Origin of the sequence: Nonomuraea spiralis (assembly GCF_014648435.1) — a bacterium.
Taxonomy (GTDB): domain Bacteria; phylum Actinomycetota; class Actinomycetes; order Streptosporangiales; family Streptosporangiaceae; genus Nonomuraea; species Nonomuraea spiralis.
Genome location: NZ_BMRC01000033.1, coordinates 44,513 through 58,603 on the forward strand (window position 1 = coordinate 44,513; position 14,091 = coordinate 58,603).

The window sequence follows — 14,091 nt, forward strand, 5'->3', positions numbered from 1 at the left end:
GAGCCCGTGTGCTCCGGGCACAGAAGTCACAGGAACCCTATTGGGAGAACGACCGACGATGGTTAAGGACGGCAACAACGGTGCGGCCGAGTTCCTTCCCGACCGGCGCGACCTCGGCTCGCCGCGGAGCGCGGCGGCCCGCTGCGAGGGCTGCGACCTCTACGCCGCCGCCACCCAGACGGTGTTCGGCGAGGGGCCGGAGCAGGCTCGATTCATGTTGGTGGGCGAGCAGCCCGGTGACCGGGAGGACCGCGAAGGGCATCCGTTCGTCGGACCGGCGGGGCGCGTACTGGATCGGGGGCTGGAGGAGGCGGGTATCGAACGGGACGCGGTTTATTTGACAAACGCTGTCAAACACTTCTCGTTCATTCCCCGGGGGAAGAGGCGAATTCACCAGAGGCCGACGGTCGCCGAGATCGAGGCGTGCCGGCCGTGGCTCGGCGCCGAGCTGGCGCTGGTGCGGCCCAAGGTCGTCGTGGTGCTCGGCGCGACGGCGGCCAGGTCGCTGCTGGGGCGGGAGTTCCGGCTGACGCGGCACAGGGGCGAGCCGGTGCCGCTCGGCGACGCGCTCGCGGTGGCCACGATCCATCCCTCGGCCGTGCTGCGCGCGCCCGACAGCGACGCGGCCTACGCGGGCTTCGTCTCCGACCTCAAGGCGGCCACGCGGGTGTCGGAGCGGTAGTTGCGGAAGCCGGCCACCGACAGGCCGACGATCAGCACGGTGACCGCGCACGCCAGGCCGCCGCCCACCCATGCGCCGGTCAGCCCGAACGCGGTCGCGGTCGCCCCGGCGCGCAGGTCGCCGAGCCGCGGCCCGCCCGCCACGACCACCATGAACACGCCCTGCATCCGCCCGCGCATCTCGTCGGGCGCGTAGAGCTGGAGGATCGACTGCCGCCACACCGAGGAGATCACGTCGGCCACGCCGCCGACCGCCATGAACACCACGACCAGCCACAACTCGTGCACGAGCCCCGCCGCCGCAACGGCCAGCCCCCACCCGGCGATGGCCAGTACGAGCGCCACGCCCTGCCGCGAGATCCGGCCCACCCAGCCGGAGAACAGGGCTCCGGCCACCGAGCCGATGGCCATGGCGGAGGTCGCCCAGCCGAGCGCGGTCATCGAGCCGCCGAACCGGTCGGCTGCCAGCTCGGGAAAGAGGGCGCGCGGCATGGCGAACACCATCGCGATGATGTCCACGACGAACGACATCAGCAGCACCGGGCTCCTGGCGATGAAGCTGAGGCCCTCCCAGACCATCCGGGCACCTGGACGGGCCACCTCGCCCAGCGGGGGCAGGGCGGGCAGTCTGAGCGCCGCGTAGAGGCCGCCCGTGAACAGCAGGGCGTCCACCGCGTACGCGGCGGCGTAGTTGGGGGCGCCCCCGCCGGAGGCCAGCAGGACGCCGCCGATCATCGGGCCGGCGACCGCGCCGAGGCTGTAGACCAGCGAGTTGAGCGCGTTGGCCGCGGGCACCAGCTCGGGGTCCAGGAGGCGGGGGATGATCGCGCCCCTGGTCGGACCGGTGATCGCGAACCCGGTGGCGTTGACCGCGGTCGCCACGAAGATCAGGTACACGTTGTCCAGCCCGAGCAGGGCCTGCGCCAGGATGAACAGGGTGGACGCCCAGGCGACGAGCGAGCCCGCAACGAGGAGCCGGCGCCGGTCGACGGCGTCGGCGACGGCCCCGCCCCAGAGCCCGAAGACCAGCAGCGGGATCAGGTTGGCCATGCCGAGCAGGCCGACCCAGAGCGAGGAGTGGGTCAGGTCGTAGACCTGCTGGCCGACCGCGACGACGGTGACGGCGACGCCGACGTTGGAGACGGCCTGGCCGGACCAGATCCGCCGGTACGCGGGCACGGCCAGCGGCCGGGTGTCCACAAGATGACGTTTGACCAGGTCCCCGAATGCCACCTAAGGCAATTTAAGGGGCAAGTCTCTCCAAGGCCCAACCGGGTCGGGTGCGCCGATAACGCAGCCTGTCGTGCATCCGGTCAAGTTGTCCCTGCCAGAACTCCACCTCGACCGGGGTGACCCGGAAGCCTCCCCAGAAGTCGGGCACCGGCGGATCTTCCGGCCAGCGGGCGGCCAGTTCCTCGTAGCGGTCGTCCAGTTCCTCCCGCGAGCGTACGACCGCCGACTGGCGCGAGGCCCAGGCGCCGATGCGGGAGCCGTACGGGCGGGATTCGTAGTACTCGGCCGACTCCTCGTGGGAGATGCGCGCGACCGTGCCCTCGATGCGGATCTGGCGGCGGATGGCGTGCCAGGGGAACAGCAGCGAGGCTCGGGCGTTCTCGGCCAGGTCGCGGCCCTTGCGGGACTCGTAGTTGGTGTAGAAGACGAAGCCGCGTTCGTCGTACCCCTTGAGCAGGACGGTCCTGGCGCTCGGGCGGCCTCCGGCGGAGGCCGTGGCGAGCACCATGGCGTTGGGTTCGGGCAGGCCGGATTCGAGCGCCTCCTGGAACCAGACGGTGAACTGCGCGATGGGGTCGGACGCGAGGTCGGTTTCGAGCAACGGCTCGCCCTCGTACGTTCGGCGTAGCCCCGCCAGCAGGGGCGGGCGCGGGGTGGCATCCACGAGAAGGTATTCTTGCGCGCTCATGTGGCAGATCCCACAGAAGGCTCCCTACCAGCGGGTTTGGCGTTTCGGCGGGTCCCGAGACCGACCATGAGCTGGGAGGGGGTTAAATTGACCCGCCGGTATCTCGACATCAAGGCATTGCCGTTACATGGCAAGAAAGGGAGGCGGCCGAGCATGTCCGACTTCAAACCCGGCCTCGAAGGCGTCGTGGCTTTCGAGACCGAGATCGCGGAACCGGACAAAGAAGGGGGCGCCCTTCGATACCGGGGCGTCGACATCGAAGAGCTGGTCGGCCGTGTCCCGTTCGGGCACGTTTGGGGCCTGCTGGTCGACAACAAGTTCCAGCCGGGCCTGCCCCCGGCGGAGCCGTACCCCATCCCTGTCCACTCCGGTGACATCCGTGTAGACGTGCAGAGCGCGCTGGCCATGCTGGCTCCGGCCTATGGCTTCAAGCCCCTGCTCGACATCAGTGACGAGGAGGCTCGCGACCAGCTCGCGCGTGCCTCCGTGATGGCCCTCTCCTTCGTCGCGCAGTCCGCGCGCGGCCTCGGCCTGCCGATGGTGCCGCAGAGCCGGGTCGACGAGGCGAAGACCATCGTCGAACGCTTCATGGTCCGCTGGCGCGGTGAGCCTGACCCCAAGCATGTCAAGGCCATCGACGCTTACTGGACCTCCGCCGCCGAGCACGGCATGAACGCGTCCACGTTCACCGCCCGCGTCATCGCCTCCACCGGCGCCGACGTGGCCGCGGCGCTCTCCGGCGCCGTCGGCGCGATGTCGGGTCCGCTGCACGGCGGCGCCCCCGCCCGGGTGCTCCACATGATCGAAGGCGTGGAGCAGCTCGGCGACGCGAAGAAGTACGTGCAGAGCGAGCTCGACAAGGGCAACAGGCTCATGGGCTTCGGTCACCGCGTCTACCGCGCGGAGGACCCGCGTGCCCGGGTGCTGCGCCGTACCGCCAAGGAGCTCGACGCGCCTCGCTACGAGGTCGCGGCGGCGCTGGAGCAGGCCGCCCTTGAGGAACTGCACGCCCGCAAGCCCGACCGGGTGCTCGCCACGAACGTCGAGTACTGGGCGGCCGTGGTGCTGGACTTCGCCGAGGTGCCCTCGCACATGTTCACCTCGATGTTCACCTGCGCCCGTACGGCCGGATGGGCCGCGCACATCCTGGAGCAGAAGCTCACGGGAAGGCTGGTGCGGCCGAGCGCCAACTACATCGGCCCGACGTCGCGCCCACTCAGCGACGTCCCCGGCGCCTCCGAGGTCGTCGGCACCATCTGACACGTTTTGACCGTGTTACGCACGGCCCGCCCGTCCACGGGCGGGCCGTTCTGCGTCTCATTCGGCGGACCCGCGCGACGTCACCCGGACGGCCTCAGTACGCTGGGCACGTGGCTGACATCGTGATTCCCGCTGACATCAAGCCCGCCGACGGCCGCTTCGGCTGCGGGCCCTCGAAGGTGCGCACCGAGCAACTGGCCGCGCTGGCCGCCTCCGGAGCGAGCCTCATGGGCACCTCCCACCGCCAGAAGCCGGTCAAGAACCTCGTCGGCCGCGTGCGTTCCGGGCTCGCCGACCTGTTCTCGCTGCCCGAGGGCTACCAGGTCGTGCTGGGCAACGGCGGCACCACCGCGTTCTGGGACATCGCCGCCTTCGGGCTGATCAGGGAGAAGTCCCAGCACCTGTCGTTCGGCGAGTTCTCCTCGAAGTTCGCCGCCGTCGCCAAGAAGGCGCCCTGGCTGGGCGACCCGAGCGTGATCAAGTCCGACGTCGGCACCCACCCCGTCGCGGTCGCCGAGGACGGCGTAGACGTCTACGCGCTCACCCACAACGAGACCTCGACCGGCGTCGCCATGCCGATCTCCCGCGTGGGCGGCGACGACGCGCTGGTGCTGGTCGACGCCACCTCCGGCGCGGGCGGCCTGCCGGTCGACATCGCCGAGACCGACGTCTACTACTTCGCCCCGCAGAAGAGCTTCGCCTCCGACGGCGGCCTGTGGATCGCGATCATGTCGCCGCGCGCCCTGGCCAGGGTCGAGGAGATCGCCGCCTCCGGCCGGTACGTGCCCGAGTTCTTCAGCCTGCCGATCGCGGTCGACAACTCCGGCAAGGACCAGACCTACAACACGCCGGCCGTGGCCACGCTGTTCCTGCTGGCCGACCAGCTCGACTGGATGAACGGCAACGGCGGCCTGGCCTGGACCACCGCCCGCACGGCCGAGTCCAGCCAGCGCCTGTACACCTGGGCCGAGAAGTCCTCCTACGCCACGCCGTTCGCCGCCCCGCAGTTCCGTTCGCAGGTGGTCGGCACGATCGACTTCAACGACGACGTCGACGCCGCCGAGGTGGCCAAGGTGCTGCGCGCCAACGGCATCGTCGACACCGAGCCCTACCGCAAGCTGGGCCGCAACCAGCTCCGCGTCGCGATGTTCCCGGCCATCGAGCCGTCCGACGTCGAGGCGCTGACCATCTGCGTCGACCACGTGGTCGAGCGCCTCTAGCGCCCTCCGCGCCGGCCCGTCCGGCGCGTCAGCTCGTCCAGGAGGGCCAGCGCGTCCTCCTCCTCGACGCTCTGCGCGAACCTCGTCAGCACCGGCAGCCTGTCGGTGCTGACGGCGAGCGCCTCCAGCATGAGGTGGGTGACATGTTCCGCCCGGGAGCGGGCGGCGGCGTAGCGGAAGGCGTTGCGCGAGGGCGTACGCACGAGCAGGCCCTTCTTGACCAGCCGCTCGGCGACGGTCTGCACGGTCGTGTAGGCGAGGTCGCGCTCCTCGTTGAGCCTTTCCAGAAGCTCCCTGACGCGCATGGCCCTGCCGGCATCCCACAACACGTTCATGATCGCGCGTTCCAGGGATCCCAGGTTCGCCAACTCACCAGTCCTTCGGCTCGAACAGTAGGAAACATTCTTGCCTGAACAGCCCCAGATCGGCCAGGGGCGGACGCTGCCCCGGAGCCTCGGCTACCTCATGTTCGCCAGCCGCTGGCTGCAGGTCCCGCTCTATCTGGGCCTCATCGTGGCCCAGGCGGTGTACGTCTGGCAGTTCATGACCGAGTTGTGGCACCTGATCGACAGCGCCGTCCTCAACCCGTCGGCGAGCAGCGGGACGTCGGCCGAGGTCGTGGTCATGCTCACGGTCCTGGCGCTGATCGACGTCGTGATGATCTCCAACCTGCTGATCATGGTGATCATCGGCGGCTACGAGACGTTCGTCTCGCGCATCAACCTCAACGGCCATCCGGACGAGCCGGAGTGGCTCTCGCACGTCAACGCGAACGTGCTGAAGGTCAAGCTGGCCACGGCCATCGTGGGCATCTCGTCGGTGCACCTGCTGCAGACGTTCATCCGGGCCCGTGACGTGCCCAACGACAAGATCATGTGGCAGACGATCATCCATCTGGCGTTCGTGGCCTCGGCGATCGGCCTGGCGCTCATCGACCGCATGCTCTCCGGCTCGCCGGCCGAGCACACCAAGCCGCACCTGTAGGGCTCAGAACCGTACGGGCAGCTCTTTCCTGCGCCGCAGCACCCACGCGGCCACCACGCCGCCCAGGAGCCCGAACAGGTGGCCCTGCCAGGAGATGCCCTGCTGGTTGGGCAGCAGGCCCCACAGGATCGAGTAGTAGGCCACGCCGACGCCGATGCCGATCAGGATGTCCACCAGGCGGCGGTCGAACAGCCCCCGGGCCAGTACGAAGCCGAAGTAGCCGAAGACCAGGCCGCTCGCGCCGATCGTGATCACGCCGGGACTGGACACCCACGTGCCGACGCCGCCGATCACGACGATCAGCAGGGTGGCCCAGAGGAACTTGCGGATGTCGCGCACCGCCGCCAGGAAACCGAGCACCAGCAGCGGCAGCGAGTTGGCCATGAGGTGGCCGAAGCCGCCGTGCAGGAACGGCGCGAAGAAGATGCCCACCAGGCCGTCGGGGTCCCAGCCCGCGATGCCGTACGAGTCGAGCGCGCCGTCCATCACGTAGTCGACGCCTTCCAGCACCCACATCAGGGCGAGCATGGATCCCAGGATGACGATCGCCTTGATCGCGCTCGACAGGAAGGTGCCGGCGCCGCGCTTGGCCGACTCGAACCTGGAACCGGATTGGTCGCTCATGCGCTCTCCTGGTGGTCGTCTCCTCTTTTTACCGTACGCAGGAAAGGTCGCGCACGCGCGTTGACGGGGCCCCTCCCGGACGTCCGGAAGGGGCCGGAGCGTGGGAGGGCGCTACTCGCCCTTCCACTGGGGGGCGCGCTTCTCGGCGAAGGCCGCCGCGCCCTCCATCGCGTCCTTGGAGCCGAACACCGGGTTGATGATCGCGCCCTGCCGCTTGAACATCTCCTCCAGGGGCCAGTCCTGCGACTCGATGATCACTTTCTTGGTCGCGGCGAGCGCCAGGGGGGCGTTGGCGGCGATCTTGCGAGCCAGCTCCAGCGCGCCCTCCAAGGCCGCCCCCGGCTCGGTGATCCGGTTGACCAGGCCCAGCTCGTACAGGCGGGCGGCCGGGTAGTGGTCGCCGGTCAGGGCGATCTCCATGGCCACGTGGTACGGGATCCGCCGCGGCAGCCGCATGATCCCGCCCGCGCCCGCCACCAGCCCGCGCTTGGGCTCGGGCAGCCCGAACGTGGACTCCGACGAGGCCACGATGACGTCACAGGACAGGGCCAGCTCGAAGCCGCCCGCCAGCGCGTACCCCTCGACGGCGGCCACCAGCGGCTTCTTGGGCGGCGCCTCGGCGATGCCGCCGAAACCGCGCCCCTCGACCACGGGAAAGTCGCCGGACAGGAACCCCTTGAGGTCCATGCCCGCGCAGAACGTGCCCCCGGCGCCGGTCAGCACGTACGCCGAGATCTCGGCGCGGGCGTCGAAGGTGTCCAGCGCCTCCGCGATCCCCCGGGCCACCGCCCCGTTGATCGCGTTGCGCGCCTTCGGCCGGTTGATCGTGATGATCGCGACGTTTCCGGACTCCTCGACGAGCACTTCGTCAGACACGAGACCTCACTTGGGCTGGAAGCGGATGCCGCCGTCGAAGCGCACGACCTCGGCGTTCATGTAGTCGTTCTGGACGAGCGAGTGGACCAGGTGGGCGAACTCGTCGGCCCGGCCCATGCGCTTGGGGAAGACCACCGGGGCCACGAGCTTGGCCTTGAACTCCTCGGCGTTGCCGGAGAAGCCGTAGATGGGGGTGTCGATGATGCCCGGGCAGATCGTGTTCACGCGTACGCCGATCGCGGCCAGGTCGCGGGCCGCGGGCACCGTCATGCCCACGATGCCGCCCTTGGAGGCCGAGTAGGCGAGCTGGCCGGTCTGGCCCTCCAGGGCGGCCACGGAGGCGGTGTTGATCACGACGCCGCGCTGGCCGTCGGCGTCGACCGGCTCGGTCGCGGCGATGGCGGCGGCGGCGATGCGCATGAGGTTGAACGTGCCGATCAGGTTGACCTCGATCACCTTGCGGTACGTGGCCGGGTTGTGCGGCTTGCCCTCCCGGTTGACCGTACGTTCGGCCCAGCCGATGCCCGCGCTGTTGACCACGACGCGCAGCGGCTTGCCCGTGGCCACGGCCGCGTCGACGGCCGCCTGCACCTGATCGTCGTCCGACACGTCCGTCTTGACGAACACGCCGCCGAGCTCGTCGGCGACGGCCTTGCCGCGCTCCTCGTTGAGGTCGGCGATGACCACGGTGGCGCCCGCTCGGGCGAGCTCACGGGCCGTGGCCTCACCGAGGCCGCTGGCACCGCCGGAGATGATTGCTGCAGATCCGTTGACGTCCATATCCCGGACCCTAACGCGCCAACCGAATGAAGTTCTACTCGGGGCGGGTTAAATCTCCCCCACAGCGCTGTCGACGTCGGAGTACACCTTGATCCGCCGGTCGAGCCCCGTGGTCCGCAGGATGCGCGCCACGGGCGCCTGGGGCGCGGCCAGGGACACCCCACCGCCCTCTCCGGTGGCCAGCCGCCAGGCCTCGATCAGCACTGAAAGACCGCTGGAGTCCATGAACGACAGCTGCTGCAGGTCGAGCACGAGCCTGGCGCTGTCCTGTTTGATGGCGTCGCGTACCTCGTCGCGGAGGAACGGTGCGGTGAACAGATCGAGCTCCCCCTCAACGGCCACCACCACGGCGTCACCCAGGGCGTGTCGCGCAAGCCGCAGCTTCATTTGGCCCCTCCTCGATGAGCCACTGTACTTCGACATCCCCGGATAGCGGGCATGCACAAACTACGAAGAGCCGGATGCATGTGGACCAGACCGGACTAATCGCATCACCCGGTGGGGACGGCGAAGCCGTACGGGAGTTCCAGGCGGTGTCTGGCCAGCAGGTCCGTGTCGGTCAGCAGGTCTCGTGTGGGGCCGTCGGCGGCGATCACGCCTCCCGAAAGGATCAGCGAACGCTCGCACAACTCCAGCGCGTACGGCAGGTCGTGGGTGACCATGAGCACCGTCACGTCCAGCGAACGCAGGATCTCGGCCAGCTCCCTGCGGGCGGCCGGGTCGAGGTTGGAGGAGGGCTCGTCGAGCACCAGGATCTCCGGCTCCATCGCCAGCACCGTGGCCACCGCCACCCTGCGCCGCTGCCCGAACGACAGGTGGTGCGGCGGCCGGTCGGCGGCCTCCAGCATGCCGACCCGGTCGAGCGCGGTCCGGACCACGCGGTCCAGCTCCTCGCCCCCGAGCCCCGCGTTGGCCGGGCCGAAGGCCACGTCGTCCCTGACCGTGGGCATGAAGAGCTGGTCGTCGGGGTCCTGGAAGACCAGGCCGACACGCTGCCGGACCTCTTTGAGGGTGTCCTTGCGCACCGGGACGCCGCCCACGGCCACGCTGCCGTGCCCGGCGGTCAGGATGCCGTTGAGGTGCATGACGAGGGTGGTCTTGCCGGCGCCGTTGGGGCCGAGCAGGGCCACCCGCTCGCCGCGGCCGATCGACAGGTTCACGCCGAACAAGGCCTGCGTGCCGTCGGGGTAGGCGTAGGCCAGCTCGCTGACCTCCAGAGAGTTCACCATGAGAGTCCCAATACCGCGAGTGCCACGACGGGCAGGGCGAGCGCGGCCCCCCACTGCCCGACAGATGCCGAAATATCTTGAATCATCGGCATCCGTCCGGAGTATCCGCGGCTCAACATCGCCAGATGCACCCGCTCACCCCGCTCGTACGAACGGATGAACAGCGCCCCGGCCGAACGTGCGATCACCGGGATCTGCCGGAAGTTGCGCGCCTCGAACCCGCGCGACTCCCGCGCCACCCGCATCCGCCGCATCTCCCCCACGATCACGTCCATGTACCTGAGCATGAACATGGCGATCTGCACCAGCAGGCTGGGCAGCCGCAGCCGCTGCGCCCCGGCGAGGATGACCCGCGGCTCTGTGGTGGCCGCGAGCAGGATCGAGGCGATCACGCCGAGCGTGGCCTTGACCAGGATGTTCCAGGCCGCCCAAAGGCCCTGAACGCTCAGCGAGACCCCCAGCACCGTCGTGCGCTCCCCCATCCCGATCACCGGGATCAGGAACGCGAACAACACGAACGGCAACTCGATCACCATCCGCCGAAGCACGTGCCCGAACGGCACCCGCGCGGCCACCGCGACGCCCCCGAGCAGCACCGCGTAGACCGCGAACGCCCAGAAACGCTCCCGCGGCGTGGCCACCACGACGACGGCGAAGGCGAAGACGGCGAGCAGCTTGCACTGCGGCGGCAGCCGGTGGACCGGAGAGTCGCCCGGCAGGTAGAGATCGTGCCGATGCCCCGCGCCCACCTTCACTCACCGTCCTTCACTGATCAGACCTGCACGCTCGTACGGCTCCGCGCGGCGAACGCCACGCCCCCGGCGATGAGCAGCACGAGCCCGACGCCGACGATCCCGGCCACGCCGACCGGGATTCCGCCCACATCACCGTAGTCGGCCAGCGCCCACGACCCGAACGCGTGGTCGGCCGCCTGGCCGCTGAAGCCCTTGTTCTCGGCCACGGCCTCCAGCCCGTCGGGGTCGGAGGCGGCGAAGAAGGACACGATCCCGGCCAGCACCAGCGTCAGCCCGACCCCGCCCAGCAGGAACGGCTTGAGCGCGCGCGGCCTGGCGACCGGCGCCTCCTCGCCCACGGTCGTGGTGTCGCCCCCGGCTCCCTTGAGCACCAGCGGCTTGGCCAGCCCGCGGGCGCCGTACACCAGGTCGGGACGTACGGCCAGGACTGCGGCGACGGTGGTGGCGGTGATCAGCGCCTCGCCGATGCCGATCAGCACGTGCACGCCGCCCATGGCCGCGGCCACCGCCGAGACCTCGATCGGCGCGGTGCCGCCGACCCAGAACAACAGCGAGAACACCAGCGCCGAGGCCGGCACCGAGATCAGCGCCCCCAGGAACGCCCCGAGCGTCACCCCGCCCTTGCCCTTGACCAGCGCGCTGACCAGCCGGAAGACCCCCCAGCCGACCAGCACGGTGACGATGCCCATGATCGTGATGTTGACGCCCAGCGCGGTCAGTCCGCCGTCGGCGAAGAACACCGCCTGCACCAGGAGCACCACGGCCATGCAGAGCACCCCTGTGTAGGGGCCGACGAGTATCGCCGCCAGCGCGCCGCCCAGCAGGTGGCCGCTGGTCCCCGCCGCGACGGGGAAGTTCAGCATCTGGACCGCGAAGATGAAGGCCGCCACGAGCCCCGCCATGGGCGCGGTCCGGTCGTCCAGCTCGCGCCGGGCGCCCCTCAGGCAGACCGCGACGCCGGCGGCCGCCACCGCCCCGGCGGAGACGGATGTAGCTGCGTTGAAGAAGCCATCGGGTACGTGCACGGCAAGCGCCTCCAGAAGGACGGACAAACCCTCCTCACTTTAAGGCATCGTCTTGCACCTGCACATAGATGGCAATTACGCCAGAATCCTCTTAACGATCGACCGCGGCGTCAGCCGCTGCACGACCGTGCTCAGCCGCCCCTTGCCCGAGGTCGCGTACGGCCGCACACTGCGCAGCAGCGCCGCGCCCATCCACTTGAGCGGCCCGGCGACCGTCTCCGGGTCGGTCTCGATCCTCAACCGCACCGGCGGCCCGCCCAGGTCGAGCTCCAGATAGGCGTCCCAGGTGCCCGGCGGGAACCGGCCCAGCGGCAGCCTGGCGGCGAACCCGCCCCCGGGCAGCGGCGACACACGCTCGGCGCGCTCGCGGCCCGTCTCCCGCTCGCGCCAGACGATCCGCCGGACCGCCTCGCACTCGGGAACCGTCCCGACCACGCTGACCTCGCCGTCCACGAGGAACCGGTAGCCGAGCGACCACCGGGTCCTGATCAGCCGGACCGTGCCCGGCACGGCGACGAGGTGCCCGCCGACGTCGATGCTCAGGTTGCCGTTGTCCCTGGTGAAGTACGGCAACGTCACGACGCCGCCGATCAGGCGGGGCAGCGGCCTGGTGACGCCGTTCTCGCGGTCGGCGCCCAGCCTGCCGTGGCGGATGACGCCCTCCAGCTCGACCGCGACCCGCAGGTCCCACACCCCGGAGGCGAGCGAGGCGGCGTCCACGCGCGCGGTGAACTCCGCGCCGTGCCGCTCGGCAGGCAGGATCAGCTCGCTGCGCGGGTCGTTGCGGGCGCGCAGCACCAGGGCCACGCCGTCGTCCCGCCTGATGCCCTCCAGCCCGGCCGTGCCGGTCACGACCAGGTGGTCGCCGTCCCAGCGCAGCGCGGTCAGCCGCCGCCGTACGGTGGCGCCCTCGATACGGGCCAGCCGGACCAGGCGTTCGACGTCGCCGAGCGAGGCCACCCGCTGCTTGTCGATGGTGTTGAGCCGGGCCAGCACGCCGGGGGTCAGCCACTCGTCGCACAGGTCCGCGACCTCCTGCGCGATCTCCTTGCGGCGCACCTCGTCGCTCTCCAGGAGCACCGTGCCGAGCTGGGTGAAGGCGTCGAGCCTGAAGTGCCGGCGCAGCAGGTGGTCGCGCAGCGGGCCGGGCTCGACGTGCCGGGCCATGAGGCGGATGGGCCGCCGGATCATGGACAGCCAGGCGACCGGGTCCCTGCTGCCATCCTGCTGCATGATGCTGCTGCCGTCGGGTCTGGAGACCAGGTGGTAGCAGTCGTAGTCGGCGACCACGGAGATCACGCCGGCGTGGCAGTAGGCGTGCGCGGTGAACATGATGTCCTCGCCGACGAGCATGTCCTCGGCGAAACGGATGCCGTGCCGCTCGACCATGTCCCGCCGGAACAGCTTGAAGCAGCTCAGGCTGTTGTAGACGTTGCTGTCGGCGAGGGTCAGACGTTCGGCGTTGTGCTGGAACATCGAGGCGGGGGCCCGGCGGCCGTGGCCGACGATCTTGCCCAGCACGATGTCGGAGCCGTTCCTGTCGGCCATGGCGACCATGCGGGCCAGCGCCTCTGGGCCGAGGTGGTCGTCGGCGTCGCAGAAGAAGACGTACCGGCCGGTGGCGTGGTCGAGGCCGACGTTGCGCGGGCGGCCGGCGCCGCCGGAGCCGGCGATGTGGATCACCCTGACGGTGGACGGGTGGTAGGCGGCGTACAGGTCGAGGAGTTCGGAGCCGCCGTCGGTGGAGCCGTCGTCCACGACGATGATCTCCTTCTTCACCCGCTGCACGAGCGCCGAGGTGAGGCACCTGTCCAGATAGGGACGGCAGTTGTGCACCGGGATGACGACGCTGACGTCGACCGTCTCGCCGCTGTTCCCCGCCACCGACATCGCCACCACTGTCGTCACCTCAGAGTCACGTTGCGCCGCCATCCGGTTTCAGTATGTGACGAACGCGCGCCGCCGTGGGGGCCGATCGGCGGTCTTCGTCGGCATCCAATTCTCGACCCAGGCGATTCGTTGCATTCCTCGGATAGGCCGCGCACACGGCTGCAATCAGCACATTCAGCAGGGACCGAATGAGTTTCAGTGGAAAATCTTCGACCCGCCAGAGGAAGAAAACTCTCCGCCGGGAGCAGGGACCTACTCCGCCGGGCCTTGACGTGATCCTCCGGCGAGGTACAGACGTCTACAGTTAGGCAACCTTGACCGGGAAGGTGGCGGGAATGGGATCGAATCTTCGCTGGCACTGGGCGGGCGGCACGGCCATGAGCAAGTCCGAGTTCACTCGTTCCTCAGTACGTCTGGCGGAGCTCTTCCAGTGCTCGGCGATGCTGCGACGTACGCGGATGCGGGCGGAGGAGATCGTCGACGAGGCACGTTCGCTGCTGGTCGAGGCGGAGTCCGCGGAGATCGCCGACCCCGACCGCATCGAACGGCTGCGCGGCCAACTGGAGGAGGCCCGAGCCTCGTACTCGAAGGTTCTGACCGCATATGTCACGCTTTGCCGAAGGATCAACGAGGAGCGGCAGGAGATTCTGGCGATGCAGATGGAGATGGAGTTGAACCGCAATTCCGGATTGCCGGGAGTTGCCTGATGATTTGTCTGGGATAATTCCGTACTTCCGGGCCGGAATGGCGTTTGGCCATCCCGGTCCGCGGGGCCGGCCCTGAGAACGTTTCAGATGGATGTGAACCTCTGTGACATCTGAGACGTCACTTGTTCAGGGAGGCCCA

16 protein-coding genes are annotated in these 14,091 nt (G+C 69.6%); 5 read left to right on the forward strand and 11 right to left on the reverse strand.

Annotation, left to right across the window (positions count from 1 at the left end):
- Positions 1–58 precede the first annotated feature (58 nt).
- On the forward strand, positions 59–682 hold the full coding sequence (locus IEZ27_RS45410; protein WP_189652926.1) for a UdgX family uracil-DNA binding protein: 624 nt from the start codon (positions 59–61) through the stop codon (positions 680–682).
- Here the strand turns inward: IEZ27_RS45410 and IEZ27_RS45415 are convergent.
- Together IEZ27_RS45415 and pdxH are read right to left on the reverse strand one after the other, a co-directional pair.
- The gene (locus IEZ27_RS45415; protein WP_229824927.1) at positions 628–1,914 is read right to left on the reverse strand and encodes an MFS transporter; all 1,287 of its coding nucleotides are present in this window, start codon (positions 1,912–1,914) and stop codon (positions 628–630) included. The two genes, IEZ27_RS45410 and IEZ27_RS45415, sit on opposite strands and share 55 nt — an antisense overlap.
- A 10-nt stretch (positions 1,915–1,924) precedes the next feature.
- On the reverse strand, positions 1,925–2,602 hold the full coding sequence (gene pdxH, locus IEZ27_RS45420; protein WP_189652927.1) for a pyridoxamine 5'-phosphate oxidase: 678 nt from the start codon (positions 2,600–2,602) through the stop codon (positions 1,925–1,927).
- Between the two features lie 153 nt (positions 2,603–2,755).
- Between pdxH and IEZ27_RS45425 the strand changes: the two genes are divergently transcribed.
- Positions 2,756–3,862 carry a citrate synthase 2 gene (locus IEZ27_RS45425; protein WP_125643023.1) on the forward strand — a complete coding sequence of 369 codons (1,107 nt, stop codon included), beginning with the start codon at positions 2,756–2,758 and terminating at the stop codon, positions 3,860–3,862.
- A 110-nt stretch (positions 3,863–3,972) separates the two neighbouring features.
- A complete protein-coding gene (gene serC, locus IEZ27_RS45430) occupies positions 3,973–5,082 on the forward strand; it encodes a phosphoserine transaminase (RefSeq protein WP_189652928.1) in 1,110 nt (369 codons plus the stop codon).
- Here serC and IEZ27_RS45435 read toward each other — a convergent pair.
- Positions 5,079–5,450, reverse strand: a complete 372-nt coding sequence (locus tag IEZ27_RS45435; RefSeq protein ID WP_125643028.1) for a BlaI/MecI/CopY family transcriptional regulator — start codon at positions 5,448–5,450, stop codon at positions 5,079–5,081. The genes serC and IEZ27_RS45435 overlap by 4 nt on opposite strands.
- Positions 5,451–5,487: 37 nt before the next feature.
- On the opposite strand from IEZ27_RS45435, the gene IEZ27_RS45440 reads away from it, so the two are divergent.
- Complete coding sequence (locus tag IEZ27_RS45440) at positions 5,488–6,066, forward strand: TIGR00645 family protein (RefSeq protein ID WP_229824928.1); 579 nt, start codon at positions 5,488–5,490, stop codon at positions 6,064–6,066.
- 3 nt (positions 6,067–6,069) lie between these two features.
- Here IEZ27_RS45440 and IEZ27_RS45445 read toward each other — a convergent pair whose 3' ends face one another.
- The 8 genes from IEZ27_RS45445 to IEZ27_RS45480 all read right to left on the reverse strand — a co-directional run bounded on the left by IEZ27_RS45445 (position 6,070) and on the right by IEZ27_RS45480 (position 13,263).
- Positions 6,070–6,690, reverse strand: a complete 621-nt coding sequence (locus IEZ27_RS45445) for a rhomboid family intramembrane serine protease (protein WP_189652929.1) — start codon at positions 6,688–6,690, stop codon at positions 6,070–6,072.
- A 111-nt stretch (positions 6,691–6,801) separates the two neighbouring features.
- The gene (locus IEZ27_RS45450) at positions 6,802–7,566 is read right to left on the reverse strand and encodes a crotonase/enoyl-CoA hydratase family protein (RefSeq protein ID WP_189652930.1); all 765 of its coding nucleotides are present in this window, start codon (positions 7,564–7,566) and stop codon (positions 6,802–6,804) included.
- Between the two features lie 6 nt (positions 7,567–7,572).
- On the reverse strand, positions 7,573–8,346 hold the full coding sequence (locus IEZ27_RS45455) for an SDR family NAD(P)-dependent oxidoreductase (protein ID WP_189652931.1): 774 nt from the start codon (positions 8,344–8,346) through the stop codon (positions 7,573–7,575).
- A 48-nt stretch (positions 8,347–8,394) separates the two neighbouring features.
- Entirely contained in the window at positions 8,395–8,733 is a 339-nt protein-coding gene (locus tag IEZ27_RS45460) for an STAS domain-containing protein (RefSeq protein ID WP_101785558.1), read from the reverse strand.
- A gap of 104 nt (positions 8,734–8,837) precedes the next feature.
- Complete coding sequence (locus IEZ27_RS45465; RefSeq protein ID WP_125643040.1) at positions 8,838–9,575, reverse strand: energy-coupling factor ABC transporter ATP-binding protein; 738 nt, start codon at positions 9,573–9,575, stop codon at positions 8,838–8,840.
- Positions 9,569–10,330: a cobalt ECF transporter T component CbiQ gene (gene cbiQ / locus IEZ27_RS45470; protein WP_308427356.1), complete on the reverse strand. Its 762-nt coding sequence runs from the start codon at positions 10,328–10,330 to the stop codon at positions 9,569–9,571. Before cbiQ ends, IEZ27_RS45465 begins: the two co-directional genes overlap by 7 nt.
- A gap of 17 nt (positions 10,331–10,347) precedes the next feature.
- Positions 10,348–11,355 (reverse strand): energy-coupling factor ABC transporter permease, encoded by a 1,008-nt coding sequence (locus tag IEZ27_RS45475; protein WP_189652932.1) that lies wholly within the window; start codon positions 11,353–11,355, stop codon positions 10,348–10,350.
- Between the two features lie 75 nt (positions 11,356–11,430).
- Positions 11,431–13,263: a glycosyltransferase family 2 protein gene (locus tag IEZ27_RS45480; RefSeq protein ID WP_189652933.1), complete on the reverse strand. Its 1,833-nt coding sequence runs from the start codon at positions 13,261–13,263 to the stop codon at positions 11,431–11,433.
- Between the two features lie 317 nt (positions 13,264–13,580).
- Between IEZ27_RS45480 and IEZ27_RS45485 the strand changes: the two genes are divergently transcribed.
- Positions 13,581–13,952 (forward strand): hypothetical protein, encoded by a 372-nt coding sequence (locus IEZ27_RS45485; RefSeq protein WP_189652934.1) that lies wholly within the window; start codon positions 13,581–13,583, stop codon positions 13,950–13,952.
- Positions 13,953–14,091 lie beyond the last annotated feature (139 nt).